Source organism: Pseudomonas sp. S2_B10, from assembly GCF_054668425.1.
Window position 1 is genome coordinate 1,756,289 of record NZ_CP162768.1, and the last position, 15,436, is coordinate 1,771,724.

The window sequence follows — 15,436 nt, forward strand, 5'->3', positions numbered from 1 at the left end:
ACAAACCCCTACCCTGCCCTTAAGGTTCGGGGTTTTGAGCACCGTCGGCACAGAGTCCAGCCATGAGCAAATACAACCAGATCTACAGCGATTTGCTTGCCAGCATCACCACGCAACGCCTGGAGCGCGGCGCCCGGCTGCCTTCCGAAACCGAGCTGATGGACACCTATCAGGCCAGCCGTGGCACGGTGCGCAAGGCCATCGACCAGTTGCAGGAGCGCGGTTTCGCTCAGAAGATTCACGGCAAAGGCGCGTTCGTGCTGTCGACCAACCCGATCGAATTCCAGCTCGGCGGCATCGTCAGTTTCCAGGAGACCCACCCGCGACTGGGCAACGACGTCAGCACCGAAGTGGTCGAGATGTGTCAGGTGCCGCTGGAAGGTGCGCTGCTCGAACACATCAATGCCGAACCCGGCAGCCCGATCACCCGGATCAAACGGGTGCGGCGCATCGACGGCAAACGCGTCATCCTCGACATCAACCACTTCGTCAGCGAGGTGATTCCCGACCTGTCTGCAGACATCGCCGAACATTCGATCTACGCCCACATCGAACAGACCCTGCAACTGCAGATCGCCTACGCCCAGCGCACCATCGAAGCCGTGCCGTGCAGCAAGGACGACCACCACCATCTGGACCTCGACGGCCAGAGCCATGTCATCGTGGTCAGCAACCAGACCTTCCTGCAGGACGGCCGCCAGTTCGAGTACACCGAATCGCGGCATACGCTGGACAAGTTCTATTTTTCCGATGTGGCGCGGCGCTGAGGCATATCTTTCGATACGCAACACGCAATAGCCGAGTAACACCCTCCCCTTGAGCGCATGGGCCATCTTCTGCCTTTGTGTCTCAAGGATGAACACCCGAATGACCACTGCCGAACGTCGTCTGCTGCCAAACGCAGCGGACAAAACCGCCCTCAAAGCCATCGCCACTACCATTGTGCAGAACTGCCCAAGCCTGCTGGATGAGGCTCGGCTAGTCGCGATCGAACTGCTGGCCGCCAAGGGCCTATCTGGCCTTGATCCCGACCAGGTTTATTTCCATCGTTTCAAAACGGCGCAAAGCAGCACGCTGACCTTTACCGGTTGGGAGCACTTGCTGGAAAAGCCTTATGAAACGCTCACCCTCACGCAACTGGTCGTCCATCGATTTCGCGCCACCGACCAAGACAACGCAGATTTGCTGGGCCTTTACTGCGGCTTCTACTCGGATGGCCCGGGCGCGGAGAATTTCAATCAGAGCAACGAAGTGCGACTGCTTGGCAGCGATGTGCTGAAGGCATTCTGGGCCGTTGATTTCAGCACGCGTTACAGCGGTCAATTGACCAAATTCTGGCAAACCTCGTCGGACGATTTCCGCGCCCTGGCCAAGTGCAACTTCCTCAGTCAGGCGGTGCAGGCGCTGCAACAGGGGGACGTTGACGGCAATGATTTTCAACGCATCGTCACCTCGCTGATCGGCCCCGTAAGCTGGCCGGTAACCCTGCAAATGCTCCGATCGACGTACCCGGTCGGCGCGCAAGTGCGCACGCTGGATCTGGACGGTCACGTCGCCACCAACGTGCTGCGTCTGGTCGAAGACAGTGGCCGGCAGACCCTTTACCTGCCGGGACAGGCCCAGGCCTTTCGGCTGATGGACACTGCCGCGGATCTGCACTGGTGGATGCTTGAGCAGATGAATTCAGAGCAGAAACGCTCTTTGTTTCTCAAGCACTTCTCGCTGGCTGACAGCAATCACATCACCGAGAACCTCACTGATCTGATGAACCGTTTGGTGAGCACCTGGGGCCACAGCGATCATCGAATGATCAACCGCAGCAACGTTGCGATCAGCGGTGACGCCTTCACGTGGTTAAGCGAGTCGACCCGCACGGGCATGGTTGCCGAGGCGCATCTGGTGCTCACGTCCAACAGTGACCTGCGCAAGAAACTCTGGACCGGCTATCTGAGCGCCGGGCTGAAAGTGTTCGGCCCGATGGCGGCCGTGGGCTGGCCTGCAGCTTTGCCGTTGATTGGGGCGGGCGTCGTTAACACGGGGCTGAACATCGATCAGGCGATCAACGGCATTACGGCGACCGAACGTAGAGCCGGGGTTATCGGTGCGGTGCTCAGCGCGATCGAAACCGTATTCAATATTCCGTTCCTGATTGGCACTGGCGCGCAGTTGGAAGTTGGGCCACAGGTCGAGTATGCCGAGGCTGAAGAGATGCGCGGGCTGATCGAACTTACTTCGGCTGACTCACGGTTATTGCCGCCTCTGGATCCCCCGCCCGTCAGGTCGTCCAACGAAACTGCCAGCGAGTTGGCAAACGAGATCCCCGGCGAAAAGGCATTCGTCGATGTCACTGAGCCATTGATTACGCCTGCTCCGCGGCAAGGTTCGACTTTTGCGCAAGTACCGGCCAGCTATCGATGCAACGAGTTACTTGCGCAACACGCTGTAGAGGCGACGCCGGGGAAATACGAAGGCATCTACCGCCTCGACAAAGAACCCGGTCATGCCATCGAAATGGATGGCGCCGCCTATTACGTGCGCTACTTCGCCGACTCGCAGGACAGTGGCAACTGGGCAATCATCAATCCCGAGCGCCCCAATCAGTTCGCTTATTCGTTGCCGGTCCGCCTGGGAAGCGCCGGCAAGTGGGAGCGCATGCCAGCGCTGCGGCTGCGCGGAGGCGGTCAATGCGTGGGCAAGGCATGTTTGCCGGAGACTGATGTGAGCTCAACCGAGGCAACACCGTCGGTGGACCTGCCACGCGTCGAACCGCTTCCAGGCGTTCCGTGTCCGCTACGCCCGGTTACGAAGCTCAAGGGTATCTCAGAGACGGAAATACCCGGAATGAGAAGATGGGCAATGAACTTGCCCAACGCCTCCGCCGAGACCACAAGCGCCGGGCGCCGCTATCTGCTGGCGACCGACCGCTACGTGGCCCATTTCGGAGAACAACGCACGGCTCTGCTGAACGACGCCGAAGCATTCTATCGGGAGTTGAAATGGATCAACCTGCCCCAGCGCCCGGTCATTCCGCCCGTCAGTCCGCAGATGGAGATCAATGAGTTGATTGATCTCATCTTTGCCAGTACCGATGGACTGGCCGTCGGTGAAACCCTCGATCGCATCGCCAGCACGCGTTTCATGATCGAGAACATGCCCAAGTTCGCGCGGCATATCAAAACGCTCTACGTGCGTGGGTTGCTGAGTGATTTCGCCCAGGATGACCTCAACCATTTCTACCTGTCGGGAGACATGTCAGAGGACCTCAGTACCTATTTGTCCAGCCTGGGTACCGACCCTGAGAACCGGTTCAACATGCTCGAATTGATCCGGGCTGCCCAAGCCAATGGCGTCCGGGTTCATGGACTGGATGCAGCAGAAACCTGCACGCTGAAAGTCCCGCTCACGTCGATCGAAGAGCAGATGATCAAGGCGCGCCTCGCAACGCAGATCATGGAGCGTGACAAGCTCCTCAACAGACCCGGCAAGTGGGTGGCTCTGGTCGATGCCACGAATACCAATACCTTCAGAGATCTGGCAGGCATAAGCGAACTCCGCGGCGGCATCGGTTTGCGCATCGAAGAAGTCTGGCCCGACGAGGTGGCCGACCTCAGGATCGACCCGGGAGTGGAAGTCGCTCGCGGCCCGTTTTACAACGGGGCGACGACAAACAGCGCCTTCGACCCTCTGTTCGCTGACCTGCGATTGCAGGTCAAGGCCCCCGTGCCGCCATGGAATGATGCAACGCTGGAAAAGCTTCTGCCTCGCAATGGCATGTTCGTGATACGGAAAACAGAACCAAGCACATACACACTCGTGCGGCGCAACAGCGCCAGCAACATCGTGCAAACAAGGGTGCATTGCACCGCAGATGGCCGGTTTTATATCTGGGACCAGTCGATGCGTCGCATCACCGGCATGGTCTTCCGCGACATCGCCGCAGTAGCCGAGCGCCTGATCGAGCTCGGCATGACCCTGCAAAGTCGTTTACCCGCCTGATCAGTTATCAGGGCTCTGAAACGAAAAAACCCTTGGCTTCACGCCAAGGGTTTTTCGTTATTCGAACCGCAGCAGGATCATTCCCACTCAATCGTCGCCGGCGGCTTGCTCGACACGTCGTAAGTGACGCGCGAAATGCCTTCGATTTCATTGATGATGCGGCCGCTGACAGTTTCCAGCAGTTCGTAAGGCAGGTGCGCCCAACGTGCGGTCATGAAGTCGATGGTTTCTACGGCACGCAGGGCAACGACCCAGGCGTAACGACGGCCGTCGCCGACCACGCCGACCGATTTGACAGGCTGGAACACTACGAACGCCTGGCTGACCTTGTGATACCAATCGGCCTTGCGCAGTTCTTCGATGAAGATGTGGTCGGCGCGACGCAGCAGGTCGGCGTATTCCTTTTTCACTTCACCGAGGATGCGCACGCCCAGGCCCGGGCCCGGGAACGGGTGACGGTAGACCATGTCGTACGGCAGGCCCAGTTCCAGGCCCAGACGACGCACTTCATCCTTGAACAGTTCGCGCAGTGGCTCGACCAGTTTCAGGTTCATCTCTTCCGGCAGGCCGCCCACGTTGTGGTGCGACTTGATCACGTGGGCCTTGCCGCTTTTCGCGCCAGCCGACTCGATCACGTCCGGGTAGATGGTGCCCTGAGCCAGGTACTTGATGTTGTCCAGCTTGCAGGATTCGGCATCGAACACGTCGATGAAGGTACGGCCGATGATCTTGCGCTTCTTTTCCGGGTCGGCTTCGCCGGCCAGGTTGTTGAGGAACTGCTCCTCAGCGTTGGCGCGGATCACCTTGACGCCCATGTTCTCGGCGAACATGGCCATCACTTGCTCGCCTTCGTGCAGACGCAGCAAGCCGTTGTCGACGAAGACGCAGGTCAGCTGATCGCCGATGGCCTTGTGCAACAGCGCGGCAACCACCGAGGAGTCAACGCCGCCGGACAGACCCAGCAGCACGTTGTCGGTGCCGACCTGGGCGCGGATGTTGGCGATGGCGTCTTCAGCGATCTTCGACGGCGTCCACAGGGCTTCACAGCCGCAGATGTCGAGCACGAAGCGCGACAGGATGCGCCCGCCCTGCTTGGTGTGGGTCACTTCCGGGTGGAACTGCACGCCATAGTAAGCGCGGTCGTCGTTGAACATACCGGCGATCGGGCAGCTCGGGGTGCTGGCGAGGATGTGGAAGTCTTCCGGCATCTTGGTGACTTTGTCACCGTGGCTCATCCACACGTCGAGGCCGAACAGGCCGTCGGCGTCGATGTGGTCTTCGATGCCGTCGAGCAGGCGGCTCTTGCCGACCACGTCAACGCGGGCGTAACCGAACTCACGCAGTTCGGAACCTTCAACCTTGCCGCCCAGTTGCTCGGCCATGGTCTGCATGCCGTAGCAGATGCCGAACACCGGAACGCCGAGGTCGAACACCGCCTGCGGGCAGCGCGGGCTGTTGGCTTCGTGCACGGACTCGGGGCCGCCGGCGAGGATGACGCCTTTAGGGGCGAATTCGCGGATCGCATCTTCGTCCATGTCGAACGGGTGCAGTTCGCAGTACACGCCGATCTCGCGCACGCGGCGGGCAATCAGCTGGGTGTATTGCGAACCGAAGTCGAGGATCAGGATGCGGTGAGCGTGAATGTCGAGGGCCATGACTCATTCTCATGTAGTGAATCAGAAACAACTCGGGGCTGAATGAACAGCCCCGGTGATTTAACGTTTTGCTGGAAGCCTCAACCTACGCGGTAGTTTGGCGCTTCCTTGGTGATCTGCACGTCGTGAACGTGGGACTCGGCCATGCCGGCACCGGTGATCCGCACGAACTCGGGTTTGGTACGCATTTCTTCGATGTTGGCGCTGCCGGTGTAACCCATCGAGGAACGCAGACCGCCCATCAACTGGTGAATGATCGCGCTCAGGGTGCCTTTGTACGGCACACGGCCTTCGATGCCTTCCGGAACCAGTTTCTCGGCGCCTGCCGAGGAGTCCTGGAAGTAACGGTCGGACGAACCTTGAGCCTGGGACATGGCGCCCAGCGAACCCATGCCGCGATAAGCCTTGTACGAACGGCCCTGGAACAGTTCGATCTCGCCCGGGGCCTCTTCGGTACCGGCGAACATCGAGCCCATCATCACGCAGGACGCACCGGCCACGATGGCCTTGGACAGGTCACCGGAGAAACGGATACCGCCGTCGGCGATCAACGGTACGCCAGTGCCTTCAAGGGCAGCGGCGACGTTGGCGATGGCACTGATTTGCGGTACGCCGACACCGGCGACGATACGGGTGGTGCAGATCGAGCCAGGGCCGATACCGACCTTGACTGCGTCGGCGCCGGCTTCGGCCAGGGCCTTGGCGGCAGCGCCGGTGGCGATGTTGCCGCCGATCACCTGCACTTCAGGGAAGTTCTCTTTGACCCAGCGTACGCGGTCGATCACGCCTTTGGAGTGACCGTGTGCGGTGTCGACCACCACCACGTCCACGCCGGCATTGACCAGTGCAGTCACGCGATCACCGGTGTCTTTACCGGTGCCGACCGCAGCGCCAACGCGCAGACGACCTTGATCGTCCTTGCTGGCCAGCGGGTAGGCTTTGGCTTTTTCGATGTCGTTGACGGTCATCATGCCTTTGAGGGCGAATTTGTCGTCGACGATCAGCACGCGCTCGATGCGGTGCTTGTGCAGCAGTTCACGGACGTCGTTCTTGTCGGCGCCTTCCTTGACCGTGACCAGACGCTCTTTAGGCGTCATCACTTCGCGGACAGTGGCTTCCAGACGGTTTTCGAAACGTACGTCGCGGGAGGTGACGATGCCGACCAGGTCGCCATCGTGCAGGACCGGAACGCCGGAGATATTGTGCAGACGGGTCAGTTCGAACAGATCACGCACCGTGGCATCGGCCTCGATGGTGATTGGATCCTTGACCACACCGGCTTCGAACTTCTTGACCTTGCGTACTTCGGCAGCTTGCTGCTCGATGGTCATGTTCTTGTGGATAATGCCGATGCCACCTTCCTGAGCCATGGCGATTGCCAGACGGGCTTCAGTAACGGTGTCCATGGCGGCAGAAACCAGAGGAATATTCAGTTCGATGCCACGGGTAAGACGGGTCTTGAGACTGACTTCGTTGGGAAGTACCTCGGAATAACCGGGCACTAGGAGAATGTCGTCGAATGTCAGAGCTTCTTGGCTGATACGCAGCATCGCGGGGGCTCCCGAGCGGGAAAATGGAAGCGCGCCATTATAGTCAGACACCCCCTGCTGTTCAATGTAAAACTCAGCCTAATTGATAGATGGAAAAGCCCGGCCCTACAGCTCCACCTTGACCCAAGAGACAGGTTGATCGAGCCAATCGGCGAACTCGTCGATAAAGCTCTGCTTGAACCCCGCCTCCAGCCAATTGTTGAAAATGAAGCCGAGGTTGGAAAACGCGCATTCCTGCAAAAACAGAAAGCCGTTGATGTCGTCCTCATGCCCGCATTCGGGGCAGGTGAAATTGTCGGTGCGGCCTGGAAACCAGTCTTCAAGACTCTCGAACAGCGCCTCGCCCACTTCGCGGCGACATTCGGCGCAACCGGCCTCTTCGAGAAAGCCTTTGGCCGGGGTGTAGATGCAGCGTTTGGTGACGATCTCCAGGCCATTGACCGGCTCGCCGAACGGCAGCGCTTGCGGGTGCAGCACCACGGCGCGAGCACCATCAGCGATGGCGTGGGCCATACGGTTGCCAGTGCGGCCGCAGGTAGTCAGCTGTTCTTCGATGATATTCTTGCGCACCAGCCAGCGCACGATCGCCCGCGCCCGGGGCTCGTGCACCGGCAGGGTGGAGATTTTCGGGACGATGATGCTTTGCGAGTTCATGGAGAGTCCTGCGGTATGGCTTCTGACGCCTTCGCGAGCAGGCTCGCTCCCACATTCGAATGCAATCCCCTGTGGGAGCGAGCCTGCTCGCGAAGGCGCTCTAAAGGCCGGCAGCTTAATCCCTGAAGAAATCCGGTCAAGTGCTGAAATAGCGCACGATCAACGCGATGCCGCTGGCCAGCACCAGCCAAGTCACCAGCCGCACAAACGCCTCACGGGACAATCTCATGGTCAGCCGCCGCCCGATCCACAAGCCCAGCGCCATGGCCGGCAACAGACACAGCGCCAGCATCAACAAGGGTAGCTCGGCATACACACCGGCGATGACAAACAGGCTCAAGCGCACCACGGTGCTGCAACTGATCAACGCACTTTGCGTGGCCCGCGCCGCTTCCTTGGGCAGGCGGCTGTTCAGATAAATCGCGTAAAGAAAGCCGCCACTGCCAAACAACGCGCCGAACAACCCACCCACCGTGCCCATCGGCACCGCCCACGCCGCTGACAACTGCGCGGGGCGCGCTTTGACCCACAGGCTGTAAACCGCATAGGCACTGATAAACAGCCCCATCAACAGCAGCAACAGATCGGATTTCAGATTCAGCAGGAAGATCACCCCCAGCGTGCAGCCGATTGCCATGCACGGCAGCAGCCTGAGCAATTCCGGCTTGGCGACGTCGCGCCGCGAGGGCAGCAGATTGCCGAACGCCGCGACGAAATCCAGCAGCACCAGCAGCGGCACGATTTTCGATAGCGGCATGAACAGAATCAGCATCGGCCCCGCGACCAGCGCAGTGCCGAAACCGGCGATGCCGAAGACGATGTAGGCCAAGGCAATGGCCAACCCGATGACCGCCCAACCGCCAGCGCCCCACGACCACGCCCCCAACAGCTCCATCATGCTCATCGTCCGCATCCTTTATAAGACCGCGCTGACTGTAGCCAGTAGCGGGCAGCACGACCAGATATCAAATTGATCCCATGTGGGAGCGAGCCTGCTCGCGAAGGCGGAGTGTCATTCCCGTTGTTGTCCGCTGACACAATGCTTTCGCGAGCAGGCTCGCTCCCACAGGGTTTTGTGCGGCGTCATGGTGATTGGCGGGCAAATGCCTTTAAACTGCGCCCCATGATTAAAGATCCCTTTGCAAGACTTGGCCTGGACCGTGAAGTCCTGACCGTCAGCCAGCTCAACGGCCGTGCGCGGGTGTTGCTTGAAGACGTGTTCAGCAACATCTGGGTCGAAGGCGAAATCTCCAACCTCGCGCGCCCGGCGTCCGGCCACGTCTATTTCACCCTCAAGGACAGCGGCGCGCAGGTGCGTTGCGCGCTGTTCCGGCAGAACGCCGCGCGCGTACGTCAGGCGTTGAAGGATGGTCTGGCGGTCAAGGTGCGCGGCAAGGTTTCGCTGTTCGAAGGCCGTGGCGACTATCAGCTGATCCTCGACACCGTGGAGACGGCCGGTGACGGCGCGCTGCGTCTGGCCTTCGATGCGCTGAAGGAAAAGCTCAGTGCCGAAGGCCTGTTCAGTGCCGAACGCAAAGTGCCGCTGCCCGCGCATCCGCAGCGCATCGGCATCATCAGTTCGCCGACCGGCGCGGTGATTCGCGACATCATCAGCGTATTCCGCCGCCGTGCGCCGCAGGTGCAACTGACCCTGATTCCAACCGCTGTGCAGGGCCGCGAGGCCACCGCGCAAATCGTTCGCGCGCTGAAAATGGCCGATGCCCGTGGCTTTGACGCGCTAATCCTGGCCCGTGGCGGCGGCTCGCTGGAAGACCTCTGGTGCTTCAACGAAGAAGCCGTGGCGCGCGCGGTCGATGCCTGTGTCACACCGATTGTCAGCGCCGTCGGCCATGAAACCGATGTTTCGATCAGCGATTTTGTCGCCGACGTCCGCGCACCGACGCCCTCGGCCGCCGCCGAACTGCTCGCTCCGGATTCCAGCCATCTGATCCGTCAGGTCGAAAGCCTGCACCGGCGTCTGGTGATGCGCATGCGTGACCGCTTGATGCGTGATCGCCTGCGTCTGGAAGGCATGGCCCGACGGTTGCGGCATCCCGGCGAACGTCTGCGCCAGCAGGCTCAGCGTCTGGATGATCTGGACATGCGCATGCGCCGGGCCTTCGAACGCCATCTCAATACCCGCCGCGAACGCCTGATCCGTCTGGAAACCCGCCTCGCCGGGCAACATCCGGGACGCCAACTGGCGATGCTTCGCCAGCGCCTCGACAGCCTCGCCGAACGTTTGCCCCGAGCCATGCGCGATGCTCTGAAACAGCGTCGTCAGCTATTGCACAGTCAGATGCAGACGCTGCACGTGGTCAGCCCGTTGGCGACTCTCGGCCGGGGTTACAGCATTCTGCTCGACGAGCGTGGCCACGCGATCCGCAACGCTGCGCAGACCCACACCGGCCAGCGCCTGAAAGCCAAGCTCGGCGAAGGCGAACTGCAAGTGCGCGTCGAGGACAATCACCTGACGCCCGTCACCCTCTCTTTACTGGACTGATCCATGCCGCGTTTTCTCGCTCCGCTGCTGTTGCTCTGCCTGACCTTCAACGCCCACGCCGACAGTTACATCACTCGGCTGCTGAACAAACCGGTGCCGGGCGGCGTCGCCGTGGTGGATCTGGGCACCGCCGCGCAGGCGCCGAAAGCCACCTATCAAGGCAAACCGGTGCTGGTGGTCAAAGAGCAGAACAATTGGCTGGCGATCGTCGGCGTGCCGCTGACGGTCAAACCTGGCTCGCAGCAGATCAGCAGTGGCGGGCGTAACCTGCCGTTTACCGTGGGCAGCAAGAAATACCCGGAACAGCACATCACCCTGAAGAACAAACAGCAGGTCAATCCGAACGCCGACAACCTTAAGCGCATTGAAAGCGAACTGGCGGAACAGATCGCGGCTTATCGCAGTTTCAGCCCGAACACGCCGAGCAATCTGCTGCTGGACAAACCGGTCAACGGGCCGCTGTCGAGCAAGTTCGGTGTGCGTCGTTTCTTCAACGGCGAAGAGCGCAATCCTCACGCCGGCCTCGATTTCGCAGTGCCAGCGGGCACGCCGATCAAGACCCCGGCGGCGGGCAAGGTGATTCTGATCGGCAATTACTTCTTCAACGGCAACACGGTGTTTGTTGACCACGGCCAAGGCTTTATCAGCATGTTCTGCCACATGTCGAAGATCGACGTGAAAAACGGCCAGCAACTGGCGCGCGGCGCGGTGGTCGGCAAAGTCGGCGCGACCGGCCGGGCAACCGGGCCGCATATGCACTGGAACGTCAGCCTGAATGATGCGCGGGTGGATCCGGCGATTTTCATTGGTGCCTTTCAACCTTGAATATGGGTTGAGGCGACCGGCCTCTTCGCGAGCAGGCTCGCTCCCACACTGGATCTTATTCACAACAAAGATCCCCTGTGGGAGCGAGCCTGCTCGCGAAGGCGGCCTATAAAACACCGCCATACTCAATGAATCTCCTAAAACTCAATTGCGCCCCAATCTAGCCTTACGCAAACATCAACAACTTCCACCGCCTAAAGCGCAATAAATTCCTGCAAAACCCCGCTTTTCGGGTATTCCTCTCAATTTTTTTCGACTGCTTGCCATCCTTTCCCCTCGCGGTTAGGGTTGAAGCCATGAAAACCTCTCACACCCTCATTCAGCTTCGCCAGCACCGCAGCCTGTGCCTCGTCAGCGCACGACTGCCAGGCTGAATCGCTGCGCCTCGTCCCACGCTTTTCCAAGAACATTCGTTCAACCGGCAGGCCGCCTCTTTTCGGCCCAGACAACAAGGAATTTCCCGATGAGCATGCTCAAAGACCCGTCTTCGAAATACCGCGCGTTTCCCGTCATCAACCTGCCGGATCGTACCTGGCCGTCGAAGACCATCGACGCCGCGCCGATCTGGTGCAGCTCCGACCTGCGTGACGGCAACCAGTCGCTGATCGAACCAATGGACGCGGCGAAGAAGCTGCGCTTCTGGAAAACCCTGGTGCAGGTCGGCGTGAAGGAGATCGAAGCGTCGTTCCCGGCCGCGTCGCAAACCGACTTCGACTTCGTGCGCACGCTGATCGAAGAAGGCCACATCCCGGACGACACCACCATTCAGGTACTGACCCAGGGCCGTGAAGACCTGATTGAGCGCACCTTCGAATCCCTGCGCGGGGCGAAGAAAGCCATCGTTCACCTGTACAACGCCACTTCGCCTTCTTTCCGTCGCATCGTCTTCAACCAGGACAAGGACGGTATCAAGGCCATCGCCGTCAACGCTGCCAAGCTGTTCGTCAAATACGCAGCCATGCAGCCGGAAACCGAGTGGACCTTCGAATACTCGCCGGAAACCTTCAGCGCTACCGAGCTGGAATTCGCCAAGGAAGTCTGCGACGCCGTGATCGAGGTGTGGAACCCGACGCCTGAGCACAAGATGATCCTCAACCTGCCGGCCACGGTTGAATGCGCGACGCCGAACGTTTACGCCGACCAGATCGAGTGGTTCGGCCGCAACATCAACCGTCGTGACAGCGTGATCATCAGCCTGCACACCCACAACGACCGGGGCACCGGCGTGGCCGCCACCGAGCTGGGCCTTATGGCCGGCGCCGACCGCGTCGAAGGCTGCCTGTTCGGCAACGGCGAGCGCACCGGCAACGTCGACCTCGTCACCGTCGCGCTGAACATGTACACCCAGGGCGTCGACCCTGAGCTGGACTTCTCCGACATCGACGGCGTGCGCAAGGTCGTCGAAGAGTGCAACCAGATCCAGGTGCACCCGCGTCATCCGTACGTTGGCGACCTGGTTCACACCGCGTTCTCCGGCTCGCACCAGGACGCAATCCGCAAGGGCTTCGCCCAGCAGAAACCGGACACCCTGTGGGAAGTGCCGTACCTGCCGATCGACCCGGCCGACATCGGTCGCAGCTACGAGGCGGTGATCCGCGTCAACAGCCAGTCGGGCAAGGGCGGCATCGCTTACTTGCTGGAGCAGGAATACGGCATCAGCCTGCCACGGCGCATGCAGATCGAGTTCAGCCAGGTCGTGCAGCGTGAGACCGACCGTTTGGGCCTGGAGATGACGGCCAAGCAGATTCACTCGCTGTTGATCAGCGAATACCTGCAGGCCAACACCCCGTACGCGCTGGTCAGCCATCGTCTGCAGGAAGAAAACGGCAACAGCGCCGTCGAAGTGGAAGTGGCCAGCAAAGGTCAGGGCGAAACCAACCTGCACTGGCGCGGCAAGGGCAACGGCGCGCTGGAAGCCCTGGTCGCCGGCCTGCCGATTCCAGTGGAAATCATGGACTACAACGAACACGCGATCGGCGCGGGCACCAATGCCAAAGCAGCGGCCTATATCGAATTGCGGGTGAACGGTGAACGTGCAGTGCACGGCGTGGGTATCGATGAAAACATCACCACGGCGAGTTTCAAGGCATTGTTCAGCGCGCTGAACCGCTCGCTGAGCCAGCCAGAGGCGAAAGCGGCGTAATCCGACTGCTGAAATGCGAAAGGCCCCGGAGTGTGAGCTCCGGGGCCTTTTTTTGCCTACAGGTTTCTGGCTGACTTTTATGGCCCCTTCGCGAGCAGGCTCGCTCCCACATTTGGAATGCATTTCCCTGTGGGAGCGAGCCTGCTCGCGAAGGCGTCCTGACAGGCGCTGGGAGTATCAGGTGAACTCGAAAGTGTCGGCATCCAGGTTCGCCGGAAAGCGCTCGCGATACGCCGCCAACGGCGCCGCTTCCACAATCACCTTGAACACGCCATCCGCCTCCCCCGCCGCCAGCAACGTCTCGCCCTGGAAATCCAGCACCTGACTGTCGCCGGTATAGGCGAAGCCTTTGCCATCGCTGCCCACCCGATTTACCGCTGCCACGTAGCAGAGATTTTCAATCGCTCGTGCCGGCAGCAGGCGGTTCCAGTGCAGACGCCGTGCGCCCGGCCAGTTGGCGGTGTACAGCAGCAGATCGGTGTCCTGCGCGTCGCGGCTCCACACCGGGAAACGCAGGTCGTAGCAGATCAGCGGACGAATCCGCCAACCCTTTAGTTCGAACTGCACCTGCCGCTCGCCCGGGGTGTAATGGTTGTGCTCCCCGGCCATACGAAACAGGTGACGTTTGTCGTAATGCAGCACTTCACCGTCCGGCCGCGCCCACAGCAAGCGGTTGCGATGGCTGCCGTCAGCCGCCTGGATGATCACGCTGCCAGTGATGACCGCATCGAACTTGGCCGCCTGCGCCCGCAGCCATTTGCTGGTCGGGCCGTTTTCGGCTTCGGCGAGGGTTTCCGATTCCATGGAAAAACCGGTGGTGAACATCTCCGGCAGGATAATCAGATCGGCGCCACGGGCCTGCTCCAGCAGCAGCTCAAAATGCTCGAGGTTGGCCTGGCGGTCGTGCCAGGCCAGGCTGGTCTGGATCAGCGCCAGAGTCAGGTCTGGCAATGCACTCAGATCACGCATAGTTTCGCCGCCGCTTCACGCAGCGTCTCCTCGCGTTTGGCAAAGCACAGGCGTATCAGGCGCTGGCCTTGCGGTGGATTCTGGTAGAACACCGACACCGGAATGCTCGCGACACCGTGTTCGCGAGTCATCCACATGGCCATTTCGACATCATTCAGATCAGGACGGATCTGCGAATAATCGACCAATTGGAAATAGGTGCCAGTGACCCGGGTAAAACTGAAGCGCGACGGCGCGAGCAGATCGCAGAACAGATCGCGCTTGGCCTGATAGAAACCCGGCAGCTCTTCAACGTGTTCCGGGTGCTCGGCCATGTAATCGGCCAGCGCGTATTGCAGCGGCGTGACGCCACAGAAACTGACGTACTGATGCACCTTGCGCAGCTCGGCCGTCAGCGCTGGCGGGGCGACGACGTAGCCGGTTTTCCAGCCGGTGACGTGGTACGTCTTGCCGAACGAACTGACCACGAACGCGCGCTGATACAACTCTTCATGGGCCAGCACGCTGACATGCGGCACGCCGTCGAAAACCAAGTGCTCGTAGACTTCGTCGCTGATCAGATAGATGTCGCGATCGCGGATCAACGCCGCCAGTTGATCGAGCTCGGCGCGGCTGATCAATGCGCCGCTGGGGTTGTGCGGGGTGTTGATGACGATCATTTTCGTCCGCGGACTGAGGGCCGCTGCGAGTTGATCGAAATCGATGGAGAAATCGTCCGGATTCAGCTGCACATGCACGCAACGACCACCCGCCAGCTCCGTTGCCGGTGCGTAACTGTCGTAGCATGGATCGAAGACGATGACTTCATCGCCTCTGTGAATCACTGCCTGAATCGCGCAGAAGATTGCCTGAGTCGCACCGGGCGTTACCGTCACTTCATGATCGGCATCGACAGTCACGCCATAGCTGCGCGCGATCTTGGCCGCGATCTGCTGACGCAACGCCGGCAAACCGGTCATCGGCGAATACTGGTTATGGCCACTGGCGATATGCCGCCCGACCGCATCACGCAACGACTGCGGGCCGTCGAAATCCGGGAAACCCTGGGACAGGTTGATCGCGCCGGTCTGCGCCGCGAGCTGAGACATCTGCGTGAAAATAGTGATGCCGACATTCGGCAGCTTGCTGGTGATCATCGGGG

General features: G+C 60.5%; 11 protein-coding genes. 5 read left to right on the forward strand and 6 right to left on the reverse strand.

Annotated elements, in window-relative coordinates; genetic code table 11:
- The first annotated feature begins 62 nt into the window (after nucleotides 1-62).
- Nucleotides 63-767: a trehalose operon repressor gene (treR, locus tag AB4O45_RS07705; RefSeq protein ID WP_056790138.1), complete on the forward strand. Its 705-nt coding sequence runs from the start codon at nucleotides 63-65 to the stop codon at nucleotides 765-767.
- A gap of 100 nt (nucleotides 768-867) precedes the next feature.
- Nucleotides 868-3,996 (forward strand): membrane-targeted effector domain-containing toxin, encoded by a 3,129-nt coding sequence (locus AB4O45_RS07710; protein WP_460161277.1) that lies wholly within the window; start codon nucleotides 868-870, stop codon nucleotides 3,994-3,996.
- Between the two features lie 77 nt (nucleotides 3,997-4,073).
- Here AB4O45_RS07710 and guaA read toward each other — a convergent pair whose 3' ends face one another.
- The 4 genes from guaA to AB4O45_RS07730 form a co-directional block, all read right to left on the reverse strand.
- Nucleotides 4,074-5,651 carry a glutamine-hydrolyzing GMP synthase gene (gene guaA / locus AB4O45_RS07715; protein WP_016773344.1) on the reverse strand — a complete coding sequence of 526 codons (1,578 nt, stop codon included), beginning with the start codon at nucleotides 5,649-5,651 and terminating at the stop codon, nucleotides 4,074-4,076.
- A gap of 80 nt (nucleotides 5,652-5,731) precedes the next feature.
- Entirely contained in the window at nucleotides 5,732-7,201 is a 1,470-nt protein-coding gene (gene guaB, locus AB4O45_RS07720) for an IMP dehydrogenase (RefSeq protein ID WP_016773343.1), read from the reverse strand.
- A 105-nt stretch (nucleotides 7,202-7,306) separates the two neighbouring features.
- Complete coding sequence (locus AB4O45_RS07725) at nucleotides 7,307-7,855, reverse strand: sugar ABC transporter ATPase (protein ID WP_041479923.1); 549 nt, start codon at nucleotides 7,853-7,855, stop codon at nucleotides 7,307-7,309.
- A gap of 136 nt (nucleotides 7,856-7,991) precedes the next feature.
- A complete protein-coding gene (locus tag AB4O45_RS07730; RefSeq protein ID WP_460161278.1) occupies nucleotides 7,992-8,759 on the reverse strand; it encodes a sulfite exporter TauE/SafE family protein in 768 nt (255 codons plus the stop codon).
- Between the two features lie 219 nt (nucleotides 8,760-8,978).
- Between AB4O45_RS07730 and xseA the strand changes: the two genes are divergently transcribed.
- The 3 genes from xseA to leuA all read left to right on the forward strand — a co-directional run bounded on the left by xseA (nucleotide 8,979) and on the right by leuA (nucleotide 13,326).
- Nucleotides 8,979-10,358, forward strand: a complete 1,380-nt coding sequence (gene xseA / locus AB4O45_RS07735; RefSeq protein WP_460161279.1) for an exodeoxyribonuclease VII large subunit — start codon at nucleotides 8,979-8,981, stop codon at nucleotides 10,356-10,358.
- Between the two features lie 3 nt (nucleotides 10,359-10,361).
- A complete protein-coding gene (locus tag AB4O45_RS07740; RefSeq protein ID WP_252868233.1) occupies nucleotides 10,362-11,183 on the forward strand; it encodes a peptidoglycan DD-metalloendopeptidase family protein in 822 nt (273 codons plus the stop codon).
- A gap of 463 nt (nucleotides 11,184-11,646) precedes the next feature.
- A complete protein-coding gene (leuA, locus tag AB4O45_RS07745) occupies nucleotides 11,647-13,326 on the forward strand; it encodes a 2-isopropylmalate synthase (RefSeq protein WP_016773339.1) in 1,680 nt (559 codons plus the stop codon).
- Between the two features lie 177 nt (nucleotides 13,327-13,503).
- Here the strand turns inward: leuA and AB4O45_RS07750 are convergent, their stop codons facing one another.
- The gene (locus AB4O45_RS07750) at nucleotides 13,504-14,295 is read right to left on the reverse strand and encodes an amidohydrolase (RefSeq protein WP_122507799.1); all 792 of its coding nucleotides are present in this window, start codon (nucleotides 14,293-14,295) and stop codon (nucleotides 13,504-13,506) included.
- A complete protein-coding gene (locus tag AB4O45_RS07755) occupies nucleotides 14,283-15,431 on the reverse strand; it encodes a pyridoxal phosphate-dependent aminotransferase (protein WP_460161280.1) in 1,149 nt (382 codons plus the stop codon). The genes AB4O45_RS07750 and AB4O45_RS07755 overlap by 13 nt, the downstream gene beginning before the upstream one ends.
- Nucleotides 15,432-15,436: the final 5 nt, after the last annotated feature.

Excerpts from the sequence above, each read along its gene's own strand:
- treR (WP_056790138.1), top strand. The coding sequence starts at position 63 with ATGAGCAAATACAACCAGATCTACAGCGATTTGCTTGCCAGCATCACC.
- AB4O45_RS07710 (WP_460161277.1), top strand. The coding sequence starts at position 868 with ATGACCACTGCCGAACGTCGTCTGCTGCCAAACGCAGCGGACAAAACC.
- guaA (WP_016773344.1), bottom strand. The coding sequence starts at position 5,651 with ATGGCCCTCGACATTCACGCTCACCGCATCCTGATCCTCGACTTCGGT.
- guaB (WP_016773343.1), bottom strand. The coding sequence starts at position 7,201 with ATGCTGCGTATCAGCCAAGAAGCTCTGACATTCGACGACATTCTCCTA.
- AB4O45_RS07725 (WP_041479923.1), bottom strand. The coding sequence starts at position 7,855 with ATGAACTCGCAAAGCATCATCGTCCCGAAAATCTCCACCCTGCCGGTG.
- AB4O45_RS07730 (WP_460161278.1), bottom strand. The coding sequence starts at position 8,759 with ATGAGCATGATGGAGCTGTTGGGGGCGTGGTCGTGGGGCGCTGGCGGT.
- xseA (WP_460161279.1), top strand. The coding sequence starts at position 8,979 with ATGATTAAAGATCCCTTTGCAAGACTTGGCCTGGACCGTGAAGTCCTG.
- AB4O45_RS07740 (WP_252868233.1), top strand. The coding sequence starts at position 10,362 with ATGCCGCGTTTTCTCGCTCCGCTGCTGTTGCTCTGCCTGACCTTCAAC.
- leuA (WP_016773339.1), top strand. The coding sequence starts at position 11,647 with ATGAGCATGCTCAAAGACCCGTCTTCGAAATACCGCGCGTTTCCCGTC.
- AB4O45_RS07750 (WP_122507799.1), bottom strand. The coding sequence starts at position 14,295 with ATGCGTGATCTGAGTGCATTGCCAGACCTGACTCTGGCGCTGATCCAG.
- AB4O45_RS07755 (WP_460161280.1), bottom strand. The coding sequence starts at position 15,431 with ATGATCACCAGCAAGCTGCCGAATGTCGGCATCACTATTTTCACGCAG.